Below are 17,153 nucleotides of genomic sequence, written 5' to 3'. Positions count from 1 at the left end.
GCTAGCTGTCGTTCATTGCCCCTGGCTCAGGGTTTGCGCAGGCTCCTGGCCATTGACCCGGCCCTTGAGCACTGAAGCTGCGCCCAGTGGCTGCGGTGCCGGCCAGCGCATGCTGGCACCGGGCAGCACATAGCCGAGCAAACCTTCCACCAGTGGCCGGCTCTGGCTGCCCTGTTGCAGCACCACGTCGGTCAGGCGCGCGTGCACCGGGCCGCTGTTGCGGATTTCCACATAGGGTTTGCCTTGCACCGAGACCTGGCGCCAGCTCAGCAACGGCTTGCCCACCGCACTGTCGCCGCGCTGGCCGCTGGGGTCGGGTTTGCCCCATAGGCCTTCGCCATAGACGAACAGCGGCACCGAATAGCGCATCTGGAAGCGGATCGCCGCCTGGGCCTTGTCGGCGCTGGCCGCGGCCGGCAAGGCCGGGGGAATTTCATCGATGATGATCCGGTAGGCCTGCTCCTGCCCCACCGGCGAGCTGCCGGTGCGGGTCAGGCGAATCAGCTGCTTTTGCCCCGGAGCAATATTGGCCACTGGCGGGCTGCCGATGATCTCGCGCTGGGCCTGGTACTGGTCGTCGAACTCGCCCTGGCGCCAGGCGAACACCCGCACCTGCAGGTTGGCCGGCGCATCGCCACGGTTCTCCAGCCACAGCGCGCCGGCTTTCTGATTGGCCTCCAGCACCGGATCGATCGGCCAGATCAGTACCGAGGTGGCGGCCTGCAACGGCGCACTGCACAACAGCGCCAGGGCACAGCTCAACAGGGTGTAGCTCAAGCGCGAACTGCCGGCGCCTACTTCCATGCACACTCTCCTTATTGTCGAATTCATCCGGCGGCGCCGTTCAAAAGGTCAGCACCACCTGTACCACATCGGTGTAACTGCCGGCCGGCAGGTTGCCGGTCAACTGGGCCCGGGCGTAAACCGGCAACTTGATCGTGGTCGGATCGCTGTAGCTCACCGCCACGCTCTGGTTGATGCCCAGGCTATGACTGAAGCCGGCGTCGCGAAACAACTGATAGGCCACCAGCGAGGTGCCGCTGCTGCGCTTGAGGTTGCGCGTGCCACTGGCGCTGTTCAGGCCGGCATCGACGCTCATGCTCAGGCTCACCCCCGGCGTGCATTGCAGGGTCACCGTGGTGCCGCCCAGGGCGGTGGTGACGCTGCTGGTCGAGAGCGCCGAATAGCTGCCGAAATCCAGGTTGCCGTAGTTGCTCACGCCACCCACTACCAGGCAACCGGCCGCCACCGTGGCACTGACCTGGAAAGTGCTGGTGGTGACCGCCGCCAACGGCAGCGGCAGGCAGCAGGCAACCATGGCCAGCAGCCCGGGCCAGGCGCGGGGCACGGTTCAGAAACTCAGCTCGACCGCCACTGTGTCGGTGTACACTCCGGCCGGCAGGCCCGCCTTGCCCTTGGCCTGGCCATACAGGTTGACGGTCTGGGCCACGCCGGTACTGGTCGGCAAGGTGATGGTGCCGTCGATGGCCAGCAGTTGGGTGTGCCCTGAATCGGTGTAGAAGTCATAGGGCACGTAGTTGGCGACGCCATCGTAGAGCGCACGGCTGCCACCGGGCGACTGGCTGTCGTGGGCGCCGGCACGCACCTTGATCACCGGCACCGTGCCGCTCGAGCAGAGGATGCTCATGGCGCCACCGCCGCCGCCCAGCACCTGCCCGCCGGCAGTGGTGAACAGCGCTTCCTGGGTACCGAAGTTCAGCGTACCGAAGTTCAGGCCGCTGGCACCGCCGCCACCGTTGACCTGGCAACTGGCGATCAGCGTCAGGGTAGCGGTGATGTTGCCGGTTACCGTGGCCGCCTGGGCCTGGGTGGCGAGCGCCAGGCCTAGGCCTGCGAAAATCAAGCGTGAGAGGTTCGGGTGCATGAGTCACTCCTTGCGTGTTACCAGTCCAGGGTCACCATCAGGGTGTCGCGGTAAATGCCGGCCGGCAGCGCCTTGGGATGGGCGACTACTGCACCGTAGATCGGAATCGGAATCTGCGCGGCGCTGCTGACCGAAAAGTTGCGGGTCTGGCCGATGTTGTAGCGGGCCCGGCCCGATGGGTCGGCAGACAGCTCATAGGGAATCAGCTCGCGGCCATTGCTCAGGCGCCGGGTGGCGCCATCACCGTTGGCACCGCCGTTGATGCTCACGGTAAAGGCGCGCACCGCCGGGTTGCAGCGCACCTGCAGGCTGCCGTCACCGGTGGCCTCTTCGAGGCCGGAACGCAGCGGGTTGGTCCAGCTCGGGCCCTGGCTGCCAAAATCCAGCACACCGCCGCCTGGGGTTTCCAGGGTGCCCGGCCCGCCGCTGATCTGGCAGGCGCTGCTGATCACCAGGCGCGCCTGGATATGCCCGCTCATGGCCGCGAAAGCATCGGGGCTGAGCAACAGCAGCGGGCCAAGCGTCAACAGCATTATCCCTTTCATACTGCCAGTTCCTTTAGCAGGCGCCGCCCCGGTTACCAGGTGACGGTGACTTTGAGCAGGTCCGAATAACGCCCTACCGCCGGCACTTCGGCCAGGCGCTCGATACGCGCATACAACGGCAGCGCCACCGAGCCCGAGTCAGGTACCCGTGCATGCTGGGCAACATTGACCGGCAGCGGCAGGCGCCAGGCCGGGTCCTGGTACAAACGGTAGGGGATGGGCTTCGCCGCAGGCTGGTTGCTGGCCAGGTAGCGCACCTCGCCGATGCCACCGTGCTGGCCGCCATCGACCTGTACCTGGTAAGCGGTGTCGGGGTTGCATTCCAGGCGGGGTGGGCGCAGGGCGAGCAACTGGCTGCTGAGCGGGCCGGCCGGATCGTCCAGCCGTGCGGTGCGGCCGAAATCGAGCACCCCCAGGGCCTGGGCACCGGCATCGCGGGGCTGGTGGATGAGCACGCAGCCGCGCTCCACTTGCACTTTGACTTCAACCATGAAATCGGCGGCGCCTGCGGTGCTGGCCATGCTCAGCCCGAGCAGCGTCGCCAAAGAGCGTCCCTTCACCTTGTCATCCTTCAACGCAGGAGTGATCTGACCTTGAGGGTAGCAGTGAAGGAAAAACCTGCCAGTTCGCAGGGAAATGTATAAGCCCCGTACAAGACTTCTCTGTAGAAGCGGGCTTGCCCCGCGATAGAAACCGTCAGCTATCCCATTTAGAGATCACTGGCCGAGCTTATTCATATTGGTTAAATTAGCCGCCCTCGCTCAAGCTGGCCCTTGAGTCCCGTCGCCCCGAGGAGCCCGGTTTGCCTGCCCTGCCCCCTTCCTGGATACGTTCGCCGTTGCGCGCCTGGCGTCGCTTACGCACGCCGGTGGCCGAAGACAACAGCGTGGCGGCGACCGTTCGTCAGCATTTTGCCGCCAAGGCCCAAGCCCGCGGCTACACCCTGAGCGCCGGCCAGCTGCGGGTCATCGAGCATATGGCTACCGAGGCGGCGCGGCTCGACAGTGGCCAGGCGCGCAGCCTGTACCTGTACGGCGCGGTCGGGCGCGGCAAAAGCTGGCTGCTCGACGGTTTCTTCCAGGCCCTGCCCCAGGCGCGCAAGCGCCGCCTGCACTTTCATGACTTTTTCGCCCGCCTGCACCAGGGCATGTTTGATCATCGCCAGCAGGACGACGCCCTGGCCTGCACCCTGGATGAGTTGCTCGACGACTGCCAGGTGCTGTGTTTCGACGAGTTCCACGTGCATGACATCGGCGATGCCATGCTCATCACCCGGTTATTTCAGGCCTTGTTCGAGCGGCGGATCTTTCTCCTGGTGACCTCCAACTACACGCCAGAAGGCTTGCTGCCCAACCCGCTGTATCACCAGCGTTTCGAGCCGGTGATCCGCCTGATCAACAGCCGGATGCAAGTGCTGGAAGTCGGCGGCGAGCAAGACTTTCGCAGCCTGCCCGGCGCGGCTGGCCAGCAGCGCTTTACCCAGGGCCATTACCTGTGGCCGGGCAGCCGCGAACAGCGCCAGGCCCTGCAGTTGCCCGAGCCGGGTGACGCGCCGGTTTTACTGGAGGTAGGCAAGCGCACCCTGCGCGCCCGCCTGAGCGAGGAGCGCACGGTGGGCTTTGACTTTGTCGAGCTGTGCGAGCAACCCACGGCGGTGATCGACTACCTGGAACTGGCGCGGCGTTTTGACCACTGGATCATCGACTGCCTGCCGAACCTTGAAGACTGCTCGGTTGCCGCCCAGCAGCGCTTCATCAACCTGGTGGACGTGCTCTACGACCAGGACAAGCACCTGGTGCTGATCGGCAGCCTGCCGCTGGCCGCAAGCCTGGGCGGCAGCGCCAGCGACCTGGCCCGCACCCGTAGCCGGTTGGGGCAGTTGCGCCAGGCTGCTGGTTAAAACTGTCCAGCTTTTTGGGGGCAGTCCAGGATTGGCAGTGATCTTGAGGTTGGTGCAGGTCCTGTGGGAGCGGCGGTGCGACGCCTCGACTTGACCCGCGATGAAAGCCCTACCCAACCCGCGCCAGGCTCGCCAACACCGCTTCAATCTCCACCAACACCGCCGGATCATCCAGGGTCGAAGGCGGTGTATACGGCTGCTGATCGGCAATCTTGCGCAGCACCGCGCGCAGGATCTTGCCCGAGCGGGTCTTGGGCAGGCGCTTGACCACCCGCACCTGGTTGAAACACGCCAGCGCACCAATCTGCTCGCGCACGCTGGCCACCAGCTCGCTCTGCAACTGTGCCTGGGCAATGTCCTGGCCGTCCTTGAGCACCACCAGCGCCAGCGGCACCTGGCCCTTGATCTCGTCGTGCACGCCGATCACCGCGCATTCGGCCACGGCCGGATGGCGAGCCACCAGGTCTTCCATCTCACCGGTGGAGAGGCGATGGCCGGAAACATTGATGACGTCATCGGTGCGGCCCATGATGTAGACAAACCCGTCTTCATCCAGATAGCCGCCGTCACCGGTGTGGTAATAACCGGGGTAGGTCTTCAGGTAGGCATCCAGGTAGCGCTGGTGATCACCCCACAAGGTCTGGCTGCAGCCGGGCGGCAGTGGCAAGGCAATGACGATCGAACCTTGCTGGTTGGCGCCGAGCAGATGCCCGTCATCATCCAGCACCTGCACGTTGTAGCCCGGCACCGCCCGGTTGCTCGAGCCCGGCCGCGCCGCGCTGCCCTCCATGCCCACGCACGGCGCGGTCACGGGCCAGCCGGTTTCGGTCTGCCACCAGTGGTCGTGCACGGTCTTGCCGCTGGTGGCCTCCAGCCATTGATGAGTGCTGGAATCGAGTTTCTCGCCGGCCAGAAACAGCTGGCGCAGGGAGCTCAGGTCATAGCGGCGCAGCAGTTCGCCGTCGGGGTCTTCCTTGCGGATCGCGCGCATGGCGGTGGGCGCGCAGAACAGGCCGTTGACCCGGTATTGCTCGACCACCCGCCAGTAGGCGCCGGCATCCGGGGTGCGGATCGGCTTGCCTTCGTAGAACACCGTGGTGCAGCCGTTCATCAACGGCCCGTAGACGATCAGCGAATGGCCCACCACCCAGCCAACATCGGAAATCCCCCACCACACGTCGCCCGCCTGCATGCCATAGATGTGGCGCATGGCAAAGCTCAGGGCCACGGCGTTGCCGCCGTTTTCGCGCACGATCCCCTTGGGTTTGCCGGTGGTGCCAGAGGTGTACATGATGTACAGCGGGTCGGCCGCGGCCAGCTCCACCGGCGCCACCGCTCTGGCGCTGGCCACCGCTTCGAGCCAGTCCAGGTCGCGGCCTTCGACCAGGGTGGCGGTGGCTTGCGGGCGTTGCAGCACCAGCACCTGGCGCGGCTGGTGTTTGGCCAGTTGCAAGGCGCGATCCACCAACGGCTTGTAGTCGATGACCCGGTCGAACTCCAGCCCGCACGAAGCAGTCAGCAGCAGGGTGGGCCGGGCATCGTCGATGCGCAGCGCCAGTTCGTTGGCGGCAAAGCCACCAAACACCACCGAATGCACCGCGCCGATGCGCGCACAGGCGAGCATGGCCATGGCCGCCTGGGGCACCATGGGCATGTAGATGATCACCCCGTCACCCTTCTCGACCCCAAGGTCACGCAGCAAGCCGGCCAGGCGCGCCACTTCATCGCGCAGCTGGTTGTAGCTGAACTGCTGCTGGCTGCCGGTTACCGGCGAGTCATAGATCAGCGCGATCTGCTCGCCACGGCCCTGTTCGATCTGATGGTCGAGGGCCAGGTAGCAGCTGTTGAGGCGGCCGTCGGCGAACCACTGGTGGCTGCCATCGGCGTTTTCAACAAGGGTTTGCAGGGGCTTGCGGTACCAGGCCAGGTGATCGGCCTGTTCGGCCCAGAAGGCGGCAGGATCAGCGATGGAGCGGGCGTAGCTGTGCTGGTATGTCATCGACTGTAGAACCCTGAACTTGTTGTTATTAATAAAGGGCGAGCTTCGAGTATGGACCGCAGTTGTCAGTCTGCCATGGGACTTAAGTCGCATCTTGCCGGTATGATGGGCGGCGTTTATTTACGAGCCTGCCGCCAAGCCCATGCATACCCTTGAAGACCTCAAAGCCGGCCGTCTGGCGGGCATTACCCGCCTGGACCTGGCCTGCGGGCTGGAACACTTCCCACGGGAAATTTTCGCCCTGGCCGACAGCCTGCAGGTACTCAACCTGACCGGTAACAACCTAAGCGACCTGCCCGAGGATCTGGGCCGGCTGCACCAGCTCAAGGTGCTGTTCTGTTCGCAAAACCGCTTTCGCCACCTGCCCGACGGCATCGGCCAGTGCCCGATGCTGGAAATGGTCGGCTTCAAGAGCAACCAGATCGAACAGGTCAGCGGCGCCGCGCTGCCACCACGGCTGCGGGCCCTGGTGCTCACCGACAACCGCATCGAAACCCTGCCCGAAGCCCTGGGCGATTGCCCGCACCTGCAAAAGCTGATGCTTGCCGGCAACCGCCTGCGCGAATTGCCGGCGAGCCTTGCGCGCTGCACCAGGCTTGAACTGCTGCGCCTGTCGGCCAACCAGCTGCCGGCCCTGCCCGACTGGCTGCTGCAGATGCCGCGCCTGGCCTGGCTGGCCTACGCCGGCAACCCCATGGCGGCGGGCTACTGCACACCGCAAGACCCTGGTCATTGCCAGGTGATTGACTGGCAGCAGATCCACCTTGAACAGGTACTGGGCCAGGGCGCGTCCGGGGTGATTCACCAGGCCCGCTGGCAGCAGCAGAGCGCGCCGGTGGCGGTCAAGCTGTACAAGGGCGAGATCACCAGCGACGGCTTGCCGCTCAACGAAATGAGCGCCTGCATTGCCGCGGGCGATCATCCGCAACTGGTGCGCCTGGCCGGGCGTATCGACAACCACCCGCAGCAACTGCCGGCGCTGGTGATGCAGTTGATCGAGCCGAGCTGGTTCAACCTCGCCGGGCCGCCGAGCCTGGACTCGTGCACCCGCGACTGTTATCCGCCCGAGCGGCGCTTGCACCTGGCCAGCGTGCGGCGCCTGGCCGCTGCCATTGCAGCGGTAGGCGCGCATTTGCACGGGCACGGCATCACCCACGGCGACCTGTATGCGCACAATGTGCTGTGCGATGAGCAGGGCGACTGCTTGCTGGGGGATTTTGGCGCGGCGTCGTTTCATCCGCTGGATGGCAGCGTGGCGACTGAAGCGCTGCAGCGGATCGAGGTGCTGGCGTTCGGGGTGTTGCTGGGGGAATTGCTGGCGTGTTGCGAGGGCGATTGCGAGGTGTTGCGGGGGGTGCAGCGCGAGTGTGCGCGGGATGAGGTGATGCTGCGGCCGGGGTTTGCCGAGGTTTGTCAGCGGCTTCGCGGCGTCTGAATCGCCGGCAAGGCCGGCTCCCACAAGTACGCTGCATGCTGTACCTGTGGGAGCCGAAGGTTTACATCAACCCGCCAGACCTACATAGACGTTCTGCACGTCATCGTTATCGTCGATCGCTTCCAGGAAGGCTTCAACCTCTGCCATCTGCTCATCAGTCAGGGTGCTGACCGGGTTTTTCGGGGTGTAGCCGATTTTCGCCGAGACCACGGTGAAGCCTTGACCCGGCAGGGCTTTCTGCACGGCATCGAGGTCGGTGGTGTCGGTGATGAACAGGGTCGCGCCCTCTTCTTCGCCTTCGGCAAAATCCTGGGCGCCGGCTTCGATGGCGGCCATTTCCGGGTCAGCGTCAGGGCTGTCAGGCGTGGCTTCGATCAGGCCGACGTGGTTGAAGTCCCAGGCCACCGAGCCGGAAGCGCCCAACTGGCCCTTGCGGAACAGCACGCGGATCTGCGCCACGGTACGGTTGACGTTGTCGGTCAGGCACTCGACGATCAGCGGCACCTGGTGCGGGGCGAAGCCTTCGTAGGTGACGGCGGTGTACTGCACCGCGTCGCCGTCCAGGCCGGCACCCTTGCGGATGGCACGCTCAAGGGTCTCGCGGGTCATCGAAGCCTTCTTGGCTTGCTCGATGGCCAGGCGCAGGCGCGGGTTCATGTCCGGGTCGGCGCCGGACTTGGCCGCGATCTGGATCTCTTTGGACAGCTTGCCCATGATCTTGCCTTTGGCGTTGGCTGCTACTTCTCTATGCTTGGCTTTCCACTGTGCGCCCATCTCGACTCTCTTGTTTCAGGTGCCGGTTCAGGTAGCGACCGGCCAAAGTGGCAAGCAGTTTATACGCTCCGCAGGCCATCGACAAAAAAACCCTTCAGCCCTTGTCGGCCTTGCCTGCGGCAGCGGCAAAGCGCGCCAGGCGCACGTCGAGATGGCGCGGGCGGCGGCCATTGTCTTCGGCCTGCTCCTTGCGGCGGATGGCATTGCGCACCATCAGTGAGCCCAGGTAGCGGATCGGCTCCGGCGGGAAGTAGCCCAGAGGACCGTTGACTAGCGGCGAGCGGGTCCATTGGTTGTCCAGGCCCAGGGCCAGCGACGAAAGGATCTGCCCGCCCATGTGGCAGGGGCCGACGCCGCTGCCCGAGTAGCCAAAGCCATAAAACACATTGCCCTGGCCATTGAGCCTGCCAAAAAACGGCAAGCCGGTCACCGAACGGTCCGACGGCCCGTTCCAGGTCGCGGCAATCGGCACCTGGGCCAGGGCCGGAAAGAAATCGCCGAGGCTGCGGCGCAGCAACGGCTCATAGGGTGATGGCTGGTCGAACACCGGCAGCATCCGCCCGCCGTAGGCGAAGGTATTGCCGCCCTTGCCGAGCATCAGCCGGCCATCGCTGGTGTTGTGGTAGTAATGCACGAAGATCCGCGAATCGAGCACGCTGATGCCGCTGGTCAGGCCGATCTGCTCGAGCAGCTGCGGTTGCGGCTCGGTGATGATCATGTCGCTGGAGACGATCGCCACGCTGCGCTCGAACTGCGGGAAGGCCCGCGCCATCCAGGCGTTGAGGGCCAGCACCACACGGCCTGCGCGAACACTGCCAGTGGCGGTCTCGACCAGCGCCTGCGGGCCTTCCTGCAAACCGGTCATGGCCGTGCCTTCATAAATGCGTACGCCCTTTTGCAAAGCGATGCGGCGCAGGCCGCGCACCAGCTTGCCCGGCTGCACCGTGGCGGCGGCCGGCGAGAACCAGCCCTCCAGGTGCTTGGCCGAGCCCGCCAGACGCTGCACCTGCTCTACCGGCAGGCGCCGGAACGAGTTGATGCCCTGGCGCTCAAGCGCTGCAATCACGCTGTCGGTGGCGCCGACCTGGGCGCGATTGGTTGCTGTGTACAAGGTGCCATCCAGGCGGTAGTCAGCATTGATGCCGTGGGCCTGGCAGAACTCGCCGATGGCGTAGATGCTCTGCTCCGAAGCCTTGACCAGGCGCACCGCCTCCTCCACCCCGAACAGGCGTTCGAGGGTGAAGTACTTGGCCGACCACGACAGCGCACAGCCGCCGTTGCGCCCGCTGGCCCCGGCGCCGCAGATGTCGGCTTCGATCAGCACCACATCCAGCGCCGGGTTGTGCTCCTTGAGCATGAGCGCCGTCCATAAGCCGGTATAACCACCCCCGACGATGCACACCTGGCAGTCGATATCAGCCGCCAGCGGCGGGCACGCGGGTGCAACTTCCTGGTCCAGCGCCTGTTGCAGCCAGAACGGTCTCATGTCGGTTTCCTTATAGGTTCAAGTACGCAGCGGTTTGATGGCCATGGCCGTGTTGGGCGCAACAGCCGGGGTGTGCTCGGGGCTGGCCGGGCGGCTGTTCCAGTGCGGCAGCAGCACCAGGGCGGAAAACAGCGCGCAGCCGGCGAAGACGATGAACACCGTGACACTGTCGAAATAGCCCGGCAGCAGGCCGCCGAGAATCGCCCCGACCGAACCGCAGCCGTTGACGAAGCCTGCGGCGGTAGCACCCGCCTTGGCGGTGCCGAAGTCGATGGCGGCGGCGCCGCTGATCATCGAATCCGGCCCGTACAGGGTCAGGCCCATGACGAACAGCAAGGCCACCACCAGCAACACGCTGCCGGTATGCAGGGCGGCCATGAACAGCCCGAGGGTCACGGTCAGCACCACCAGGCTGATCACGCAGGCCGGCATGCGCCGGGCGCCAAAGAGTTTGTCCGAGGCCAGGCCGATCATGATCGGGCCGAGCAGGCCGGCCAGCTCGAAGGCGGTGGGGATGATTGCCGCGCCAACCTTGCCTACCGAGGGCATCTGTTCGAAGACGATCACCGGGCCCCAGAGCAGAATCGCGTAGCGCGCCGGTTTCAACAGAAAGTACGCCAGGCCCAGGGTCAGCACCGTGCGGTTACGCAGGATCTCGCGCAATGGCGCCCAGATGCTGCAGATCGTCGAGCCCGGCACCATGCTTTCGGGCTCGGGCTCCACCGCCGGCAAACCGACGTCTTCAGGCTTGTTGCGCTGGAAGATGAAGAACAGCAGCGCCACCACCGCCACCACCGCCGCGCTGGAGATGAACGCCGCATGCCAGCTGCCGATCAGGGTGTAGGCCCACCAGCCGGCGAACGGCGAGGCCACCAGGCCGCCAAAGGCATAGCACGAGCTCCACAACCCCAATACCCGCCCGCGCTGGGAGGATGGGAAGAAACTGCCGATGTTCTTGCACAGGCCGGCCCAGCCGGTCGATTGCGCCAAGCCCTGGACCAGCATGCAGGTGGCGAAGATCGGAAAGGTGGCGTAGCTGCCCATCACCAACGCCGCAGCCGCCGAGATCACCAGGCCGCCGAGCACCACCACCCGCGGGCCGAAGCGGTCGGCGAGCATGCCCCAGGTGAACTGCCCGAATGCGTAGGCGGTCAGGTAGATGGCGTCGAGGTTGGCCATGGCCATTTTGTCGAGGGTAAAGCTTGGGTCTTCGGCGATGCCAAGCTTGGCCACCGAAAAGGCTTTGCGGGTGAAGTAGAACGCGGCGTAGGCCAGCCAGGTGATGGCAAAAATCTGCACGCGCCAACGTTTGATATCTGCGACGTATTTGTTCATGGTGGGATCTGACCTCGGAAGCTGAGTGTGCCGGCAGAATTTTGAAAAAAACGCCTGTCTTGTTGTTGTGTTGCGCACTGCGTGACGGCCGGTCGAACCCGTCACCTGCTCAGATAGAAACAATTACTGACTGATAAATAAAATCGATTTATCGTATTTCACAAATAAGCTCAGCTTGTAACAGGTGCTGCGATGTCGGTGTCCCACGCTCAATTGAAGGCTTTCCACGCGGTTGCCCTGCACGGCAGCTTCACCCGCGCTGCCGAACGGTTGTTCCTGACCCAGCCGGCGATCTCCGACCAGGTGCGCAAACTCGAGGAACGTTTCGGGGTTTTGCTGTTTCACCGCAACAAGCGCTCGGTGCAACTGACCGACCTGGGCGAGCGCCTGCTGGCGATCACCCAGCGCCTGTTCGTCTGCGAAGCCGAGGCCCATGAGCTGCTGCAGGATTCGCGCGCCCTGCAAACCGGCACCCTGGTGCTGGCGGTGGATGCGCCAGTGCATGTGCTGCCGCAGATCGCGCGCTTTTGCCAGCATTACCCGGGAATTAGCGTCAAGATCGAGACCGGCAACACCGACGAGTCGCTGCTGCGGCTGTTCAACTACCAGGCCGACCTGGCCCTGCTCGGCCGTGACGTCGATGACGAGCGGCTGCTGTGCGTGCCGCTGCGCAGCGACCCGATGGTAGCTTTCGTCTCGCACAACCACCCGTGGGCCAGCCGTGGCTCGATCAGCCTGGCCGACCTTGACGACACGCCGATCGTGCTGCGCGAACCGGGCTCGGTCACCCGCCAGACCCTGGAAGAAGAAATGGCCCGCGCCGGCCTGCGCATCCGCGCGGCGATCCAGGTCGAAGGCCGCGAAGCTGCGCGCGAGGCGGTGGTGGTGGGGATTGGCGTGGGCGTGGTGTCAGCCGCCGAGTTCGGCGCCGATGCGCGGGTGTGCGCCTTGCCGATTGTCGATTGCCAGCGGCGCCTGACCGAGACCCTGGTGTGCTTGCGCGAGCAGAGCTCGCGGCGGCTGGTGGCGACGTTTTTACAGATGGTGCAGGACAGCCTCTGAAACCGCGGCGCGGCCATCGCCGGCAAGGCCGGCTCCCACATGCCTGGTGTACACAGATCCATTGTGGGAGCCGGCATTGCCGGCGATGAGGCCAGGAAAAGCGCCTGCAGCTCAGCTCAAGCCGCCTCCCTGCCCCGCGCCACCGCCTGGGCCGCCGCCAGCATCGAGCGCAACAGCACCGCGCATCCATCGGCCAGGTCTTGCGGCGCGGCATTCTCGATTTCGTTGTGGCTGATGCCGCCTTCGCAGGGCACGAAGATCATCCCCGCCGGGCCCAGTTCAGCGACGAAGATCGCGTCATGCCCGGCACCACTGACGATATCCATGTGCGACAGCCCCAGGCCCTCGGCTGCGCTGCGCACCGCCTGCACGCAGCCCTCGTCGAAGTACAGCGGCGGGAAGTCTGCGGTCGGCGTCAGGCTGTAGGTCAGCCCATGCTGCTGGCAGGTGCTGCTGATCACATCCTTGACCTGGGCAATCATCGAATCCAGCCGCGCCGGCTCCAGGTGCCGGAAATCCAGGGTCATGCGCACCTCGCCAGGAATGACGTTGCGCGAACCGGGATAAGCCTGCAGGCAACCGACCGTGCCGCAGGCGTGGGGCTGGTGCTCGAGGGCCACGCGGTTGACCGCCGCCACCACCGCGCTGGCGCCGACCAGGGCGTCCTTGCGCAGGTGCATCGGCGTCGGCCCGGCGTGGGCCTCGACGCCGCGCAGGGTCAGGTCGAACCACTTTTGCCCAAGGGCCCCCAGCACCACACCGATGGTCTTGTGCTGGTCTTCAAGGATCGGCCCCTGTTCGATATGCGCTTCAAAATAGGCGCCCACCGGATGGCCGCTGACCGGCCGTGGCCCGGCATAGCCAATGGCGTTGAGCGCCTCGCCGACGCTGATGCCGTCGGCGTCGGTCTTGGCCAGAGTCTCGGCCAGGGTGAATTTCTCGGCGAACACCCCCGAGCCCATCATGCACGGGGCGAAGCGCGAGCCTTCCTCGTTGGTCCACACCACTACTTCCAGCGGCGCTTCGGTTTCGAGCTTGAGGTCATTGAGGGTGCGCAGTACTTCAAGCCCGGCCAGCACGCCATAGCAGCCATCGAACTTGCCGCCGGTGGGCTGGGTATCGATATGGCTGCCGGTCATCACCGGCGGCAGTTGCGGGTTGCGCCCCGGGCGGCGGGCGAAGATATTGCCGACGCCATCAATGCTGACGGTACAGCCGGCCTCCTCGGTCCATTTGACGAACAGGTCGCGGGCCTGGCGATCGAGGTCGGTCAGGGCCAGTCGGCAAACCCCGCCCTTGACCGTGGCGCCAAGCCTGGCCAGCTCCATCAGCGACTGCCACAGGCGTTCGCCGTTGATGTGCCGTTGGGTCGATTGCAGAACATCCTGAGCGGTTTGCATGTGCTTCTCCTGCATCACGTGCCTGGCCTCTGCGGGCCATGGGCTTACACGGTGGGTTTGAGGTTGGCCGTGCGGGCCGCCCTGAGGCTGCCGAGGGCGTAGTAGATCAGCCCGCCCAACGCAGAGCCGGTGAACCAGCCAAAATCGTAGAACCAGCTGAAAGCGGTGCTGTGCAACGACAGCAGGGTCAGCGCCACCGGCACGCCGAAGGCGATGACGCCGGCGGCGTTCCAGGCCGGGTAGACGTCGTCGCGGTACAGGCCGGCGAGGTCCAGGGTCTGTTTGCGGGTGATGAAGTAGTCGACCACCATGATCCCGGCAATCGGCCCGAGCAGGCTCGAATAACCCAGCAGCCAGTTGGAATAGACGCTCTCCAGGCTGACGTCGCTGACGATCCAGCCAAGCTTTTTCAACAGCTCGTGGCCCATCAGCAGCAAGCCCACCAGGCCGGTGAGCAGCACTGCCGTGGTGCGGCCGATCCACTTCGGCGCCAGGTTCTGGAAGTCATTGGTCGGCGAGACGATGTTCGCCGCGGTGTTGGTCGACAGCGTGGCGATGATGATCAGGGCCATGGCCAGCGCCACCCACATCGGGCTCTGGATATGGCCGATGAGGCTGACCGGGTCGGACACGGTTTCGCCCACCAGCGAGGCAGAGGCTGCGGTCAGCACCACGCCGAGGGCGGCAAACAGGAACATGGTCAGCGGCAGGCCGAAGATCTGCCCGAGGATCTGGTCCTTCTGGCTTTTGGCGTAGCGGCTGAAGTCGGGGATGTTCAGCGACAGCGTGGCCCAGAAACCGACCATCGCGGTGAGCCCGGCAAAGAAGTAGCCATACACGCTGGCGCCCTCGGGGCGTTTGGGCGGCTGGGCCATCAGCTCGCTGATCGAAACGTTAGGCAAGGCCCACACCAGCAGCCCGGCCCCCACCAGCACCAGCAACGGCGCCGACAGGGTCTCCAGCCATTTGATCGACTCGGCGCCGCGCAGCACCACCCACAGGTTCAGGCACCAGAACAGCATGAAGCCGATCACCTCGCCGGTGCCGCCCAGCGCCTTCCAGTCCGCCGACAGCGAGCCGAGAAACAAGTGGATGGCCAGGCCGCCAAACATGGTCTGGATGCCGAACCAGCCGCAAGCCACCAGGGCGCGGATCAGGCAGGGCACGTTGGAGCCGATGATGCCGAACGAGGAGCGCAGCAGCACCGGAAAGGGAATCCCGTACTTGGTGCCGGGAAAGGCGTTCAAGGTCAGCGGGATCAATACCACGGTGTTGGCCAGCAGGATCGCCAGCAGCGCCTCGCCCACGGTCAGCCCGAAGTAGGCGGTGAGCACGCCGCCCAGGGTGTAGGTCGGCACGCAGATCGACATGCCGACCCACAGCGCGGTGATATGCCATTTGTTCCAGGTGCGTTCGTGCACCTTGGTCGGGGCGATGTCGTGGTTGTACCGGGGGCTGTCGAGGACGTCGCTGCCGGCGTCGAGTTCGAACAAGCCGTCGCGTTCGCTCACCTGCGATCTGGTCTGCTGCATGGCCGCTCCACTGTTGTTGTGATTTTGGGAGTTGGTTGCATTGCACGGGCATGTGGGCAATCACGGCTGCCCATGAGAAATCTTGACCATTTCCACAACCTGTCAAGAACGACAGGACCACTGGTCGCTTTCTCTTAACACCCTATAAACAATATAATCCCTATAAATCAATCAGTTAATAGAGTTATTAGCTTAGAAATAAAATATTTGCCCTATCAGAAATCGCCAACTAGATTCAATTCCTGACAGCGGTGACAGGTATTCGCCTACGCTGAAAAAAGTACAAAACCTAGAACCGGTAACAACCGGTCAAGCCTGCGAGGAGCATCTGATGACGCTTATGATTCGTGGCGCCACCCTGATTACCCATGAAGAAAGCTACCGCGCCGATGTCTTGTGTGCCGACGGCGTGATCAAGGCCATCGGCCCTGACCTTGAGGTGCCGGCCGGTTGTGAAGTGCTCGACGGCAGCGGCCAGTACCTGATGCCCGGCGGCATCGACCCGCACACCCACATGCAACTGCCCTTCATGGGCACCGTGGCCAGCGAGGACTTCTACAGCGGCACCGCCGCGGGCCTGGCCGGCGGCACCACCTCGATCATCGACTTCGTGATTCCCAACCCGCAGCAGTCCTTGCTCGAAGCCTTCCACCAGTGGCGCGGCTGGGCCGAGAAGTCGGCCAGCGACTACGGCTTTCACGTCGCCGTGACCTGGTGGAGCGAGCAGGTGCGCGAGGAGATGGGCGAGCTGGTGCGCCTGCACGGGGTCAACAGCTTCAAGCACTTCATGGCCTACAAGAACGCGATCATGGCCGCCGACGACACCCTGGTCGCCAGCTTCGAGCGCTGCCTGGAGCTCGGCGCGGTGCCGACCGTGCATGCCGAGAACGGCGAACTGGTCTATCACCTGCAACGCAAGCTGATGGCCCAGGGCATTACCGGGCCGGAAGCGCACCCGCTATCAAGGCCCTCGCAGGTCGAAGGCGAAGCCGCCAGCCGCGCCATTCGCATCGCCGAAACCCTCGGCACGCCGCTGTACCTGGTGCATGTTTCGACCCGCGAAGCCCTGGATGAAATCACCTACGCGCGCAACAAAGGCCTGCAGGTCTACGGCGAAGTGCTGGCCGGGCACCTGCTGCTGGATGACAGCGTCTACCGCCACCCCGACTGGCAAACCGCCGCCGGTTACGTCATGAGCCCGCCGTTTCGCCCGCGCCAGGACGGCCACCAGGAGGCGCTGTGGCACGGCCTGCAATCGGGCAACCTGCACACCACGGCCACCGACCACTGCTGCTTTTGCGCCGAACAGAAAGCCGTCGGGCGCCACGACTTCAGCCGCATCCCCAATGGCACCGCCGGCATCGAGGACCGCATGGCGGTGCTGTGGGATGAAGGGGTCAACAGCGGCAAGTTGTCGATGCAGGACTTTGTCGCCCTGACCTCAACCAACACCGCGAAGATCTTCAACCTGTTCCCGCGCAAGGGCGCCCTGCGCGTCGGCGCCGATGCCGACCTGGTGCTCTGGGACCCGCAAGGTACGCGGACCATCTCGGCGGCCACGCACCACCAGCAGGTGGACTTCAACATCTTCGAAGGCAAGACCGTGCGCGGCATCCCCAGCCACACCCTCAGCCAGGGCAAGCTGGTCTGGGCCAACGGCGACCTGCGCGCCGAGCGCGGCGCCGGGCGCTACATCGAACGGCCGGCGTACCCGGCGGTGTTCGACCTGCTCAGCAAGCGGGCCGAGCATTCGCGGCCGGTCGCGGTTAAGCGCTGAAGAGCATCGCGGGTCAAGCCCGC

Annotated in this window: 15 protein-coding genes; 4 read left to right on the top strand and 11 right to left on the bottom strand. The window is 64.9% G+C overall.

The features are described from left to right. Window positions 1-12 precede the first annotated feature (12 nt). The 5 genes from ABIE20_RS24460 to ABIE20_RS24440 are packed head-to-tail and all read right to left on the bottom strand — an operon-like array spanning window position 13 to window position 2,990. Entirely contained in the window at window positions 13-804 is a 792-nt protein-coding gene (locus ABIE20_RS24460) for a fimbrial biogenesis chaperone (protein ID WP_093381660.1), read from the bottom strand. A 40-nt stretch (window positions 805-844) separates the two neighbouring features. Further along, window positions 845-1,318 (bottom strand): Csu type fimbrial protein, encoded by a 474-nt coding sequence (locus ABIE20_RS24455; RefSeq protein WP_429507938.1) that lies wholly within the window; start codon window positions 1,316-1,318, stop codon window positions 845-847. 33 nt (window positions 1,319-1,351) lie between these two features. Beyond that, window positions 1,352-1,885, bottom strand: coding sequence for a Csu type fimbrial protein (locus tag ABIE20_RS24450; RefSeq protein ID WP_123566347.1), 534 nt, complete (start codon window positions 1,883-1,885; stop codon window positions 1,352-1,354). A gap of 17 nt (window positions 1,886-1,902) precedes the next feature. Continuing rightward, a complete protein-coding gene (locus ABIE20_RS24445) occupies window positions 1,903-2,430 on the bottom strand; it encodes a Csu type fimbrial protein (RefSeq protein WP_429507918.1) in 528 nt (175 codons plus the stop codon). Window positions 2,431-2,462: 32 nt separating this feature from the next. Continuing rightward, window positions 2,463-2,990: a Csu type fimbrial protein gene (locus ABIE20_RS24440; RefSeq protein ID WP_429507916.1), complete on the bottom strand. Its 528-nt coding sequence runs from the start codon at window positions 2,988-2,990 to the stop codon at window positions 2,463-2,465. Window positions 2,991-3,232: 242 nt separating this feature from the next. On the opposite strand from ABIE20_RS24440, the gene zapE reads away from it, so the two are divergent. Continuing rightward, the gene (gene zapE / locus ABIE20_RS24435) at window positions 3,233-4,330 is read left to right on the top strand and encodes a cell division protein ZapE (RefSeq protein WP_429507914.1); all 1,098 of its coding nucleotides are present in this window, start codon (window positions 3,233-3,235) and stop codon (window positions 4,328-4,330) included. 109 nt (window positions 4,331-4,439) lie between these two features. On the opposite strand, the gene ABIE20_RS24430 is transcribed toward zapE, so the two are convergent. Beyond that, window positions 4,440-6,329 (bottom strand): propionyl-CoA synthetase, encoded by a 1,890-nt coding sequence (locus tag ABIE20_RS24430; RefSeq protein ID WP_429507913.1) that lies wholly within the window; start codon window positions 6,327-6,329, stop codon window positions 4,440-4,442. A 142-nt stretch (window positions 6,330-6,471) separates the two neighbouring features. Here ABIE20_RS24430 and ABIE20_RS24425 point away from each other — a divergent pair, with 142 nt between their 5' ends. Beyond that, window positions 6,472-7,764 (top strand): protein kinase, encoded by a 1,293-nt coding sequence (locus ABIE20_RS24425; protein WP_429507912.1) that lies wholly within the window; start codon window positions 6,472-6,474, stop codon window positions 7,762-7,764. A 66-nt stretch (window positions 7,765-7,830) separates the two neighbouring features. Here ABIE20_RS24425 and ABIE20_RS24420 read toward each other — a convergent pair whose 3' ends face one another. The 3 genes from ABIE20_RS24420 to ABIE20_RS24410 all read right to left on the bottom strand — a co-directional run bounded on the left by ABIE20_RS24420 (window position 7,831) and on the right by ABIE20_RS24410 (window position 11,359). Next, window positions 7,831-8,538 (bottom strand): YebC/PmpR family DNA-binding transcriptional regulator, encoded by a 708-nt coding sequence (locus tag ABIE20_RS24420; RefSeq protein ID WP_429507911.1) that lies wholly within the window; start codon window positions 8,536-8,538, stop codon window positions 7,831-7,833. A gap of 94 nt (window positions 8,539-8,632) precedes the next feature. Then, window positions 8,633-10,024: an FAD-dependent oxidoreductase gene (locus tag ABIE20_RS24415; protein WP_429507910.1), complete on the bottom strand. Its 1,392-nt coding sequence runs from the start codon at window positions 10,022-10,024 to the stop codon at window positions 8,633-8,635. 18 nt (window positions 10,025-10,042) lie between these two features. Further along, complete coding sequence (locus tag ABIE20_RS24410; protein WP_429507909.1) at window positions 10,043-11,359, bottom strand: MFS transporter; 1,317 nt, start codon at window positions 11,357-11,359, stop codon at window positions 10,043-10,045. Between the two features lie 192 nt (window positions 11,360-11,551). On the opposite strand from ABIE20_RS24410, the gene ABIE20_RS24405 reads away from it, so the two are divergent. Beyond that, window positions 11,552-12,421: a LysR family transcriptional regulator gene (locus ABIE20_RS24405; RefSeq protein ID WP_429507908.1), complete on the top strand. Its 870-nt coding sequence runs from the start codon at window positions 11,552-11,554 to the stop codon at window positions 12,419-12,421. 116 nt (window positions 12,422-12,537) lie between these two features. Here ABIE20_RS24405 and ABIE20_RS24400 read toward each other — a convergent pair whose 3' ends face one another. Together ABIE20_RS24400 and ABIE20_RS24395 are read right to left on the bottom strand one after the other, a co-directional pair. Then, the gene (locus ABIE20_RS24400; RefSeq protein ID WP_429507906.1) at window positions 12,538-13,821 is read right to left on the bottom strand and encodes a Zn-dependent hydrolase; all 1,284 of its coding nucleotides are present in this window, start codon (window positions 13,819-13,821) and stop codon (window positions 12,538-12,540) included. A 44-nt stretch (window positions 13,822-13,865) separates the two neighbouring features. Continuing rightward, complete coding sequence (locus ABIE20_RS24395; RefSeq protein WP_429507905.1) at window positions 13,866-15,353, bottom strand: NCS1 family nucleobase:cation symporter-1; 1,488 nt, start codon at window positions 15,351-15,353, stop codon at window positions 13,866-13,868. Between the two features lie 331 nt (window positions 15,354-15,684). Here ABIE20_RS24395 and hydA point away from each other — a divergent pair, with 331 nt between their 5' ends. After that, complete coding sequence (gene hydA, locus ABIE20_RS24390) at window positions 15,685-17,130, top strand: dihydropyrimidinase (RefSeq protein ID WP_429507903.1); 1,446 nt, start codon at window positions 15,685-15,687, stop codon at window positions 17,128-17,130. Window positions 17,131-17,153: the final 23 nt, after the last annotated feature.

Source organism: Pseudomonas sp. 2835 (assembly GCF_050435905.1).
Taxonomy (GTDB): domain Bacteria; phylum Pseudomonadota; class Gammaproteobacteria; order Pseudomonadales; family Pseudomonadaceae; genus Aquipseudomonas.
The sequence above is the reverse complement of the archived record's forward strand: the minus strand, read 5'-3'. Positions and strand labels throughout refer to the sequence as shown.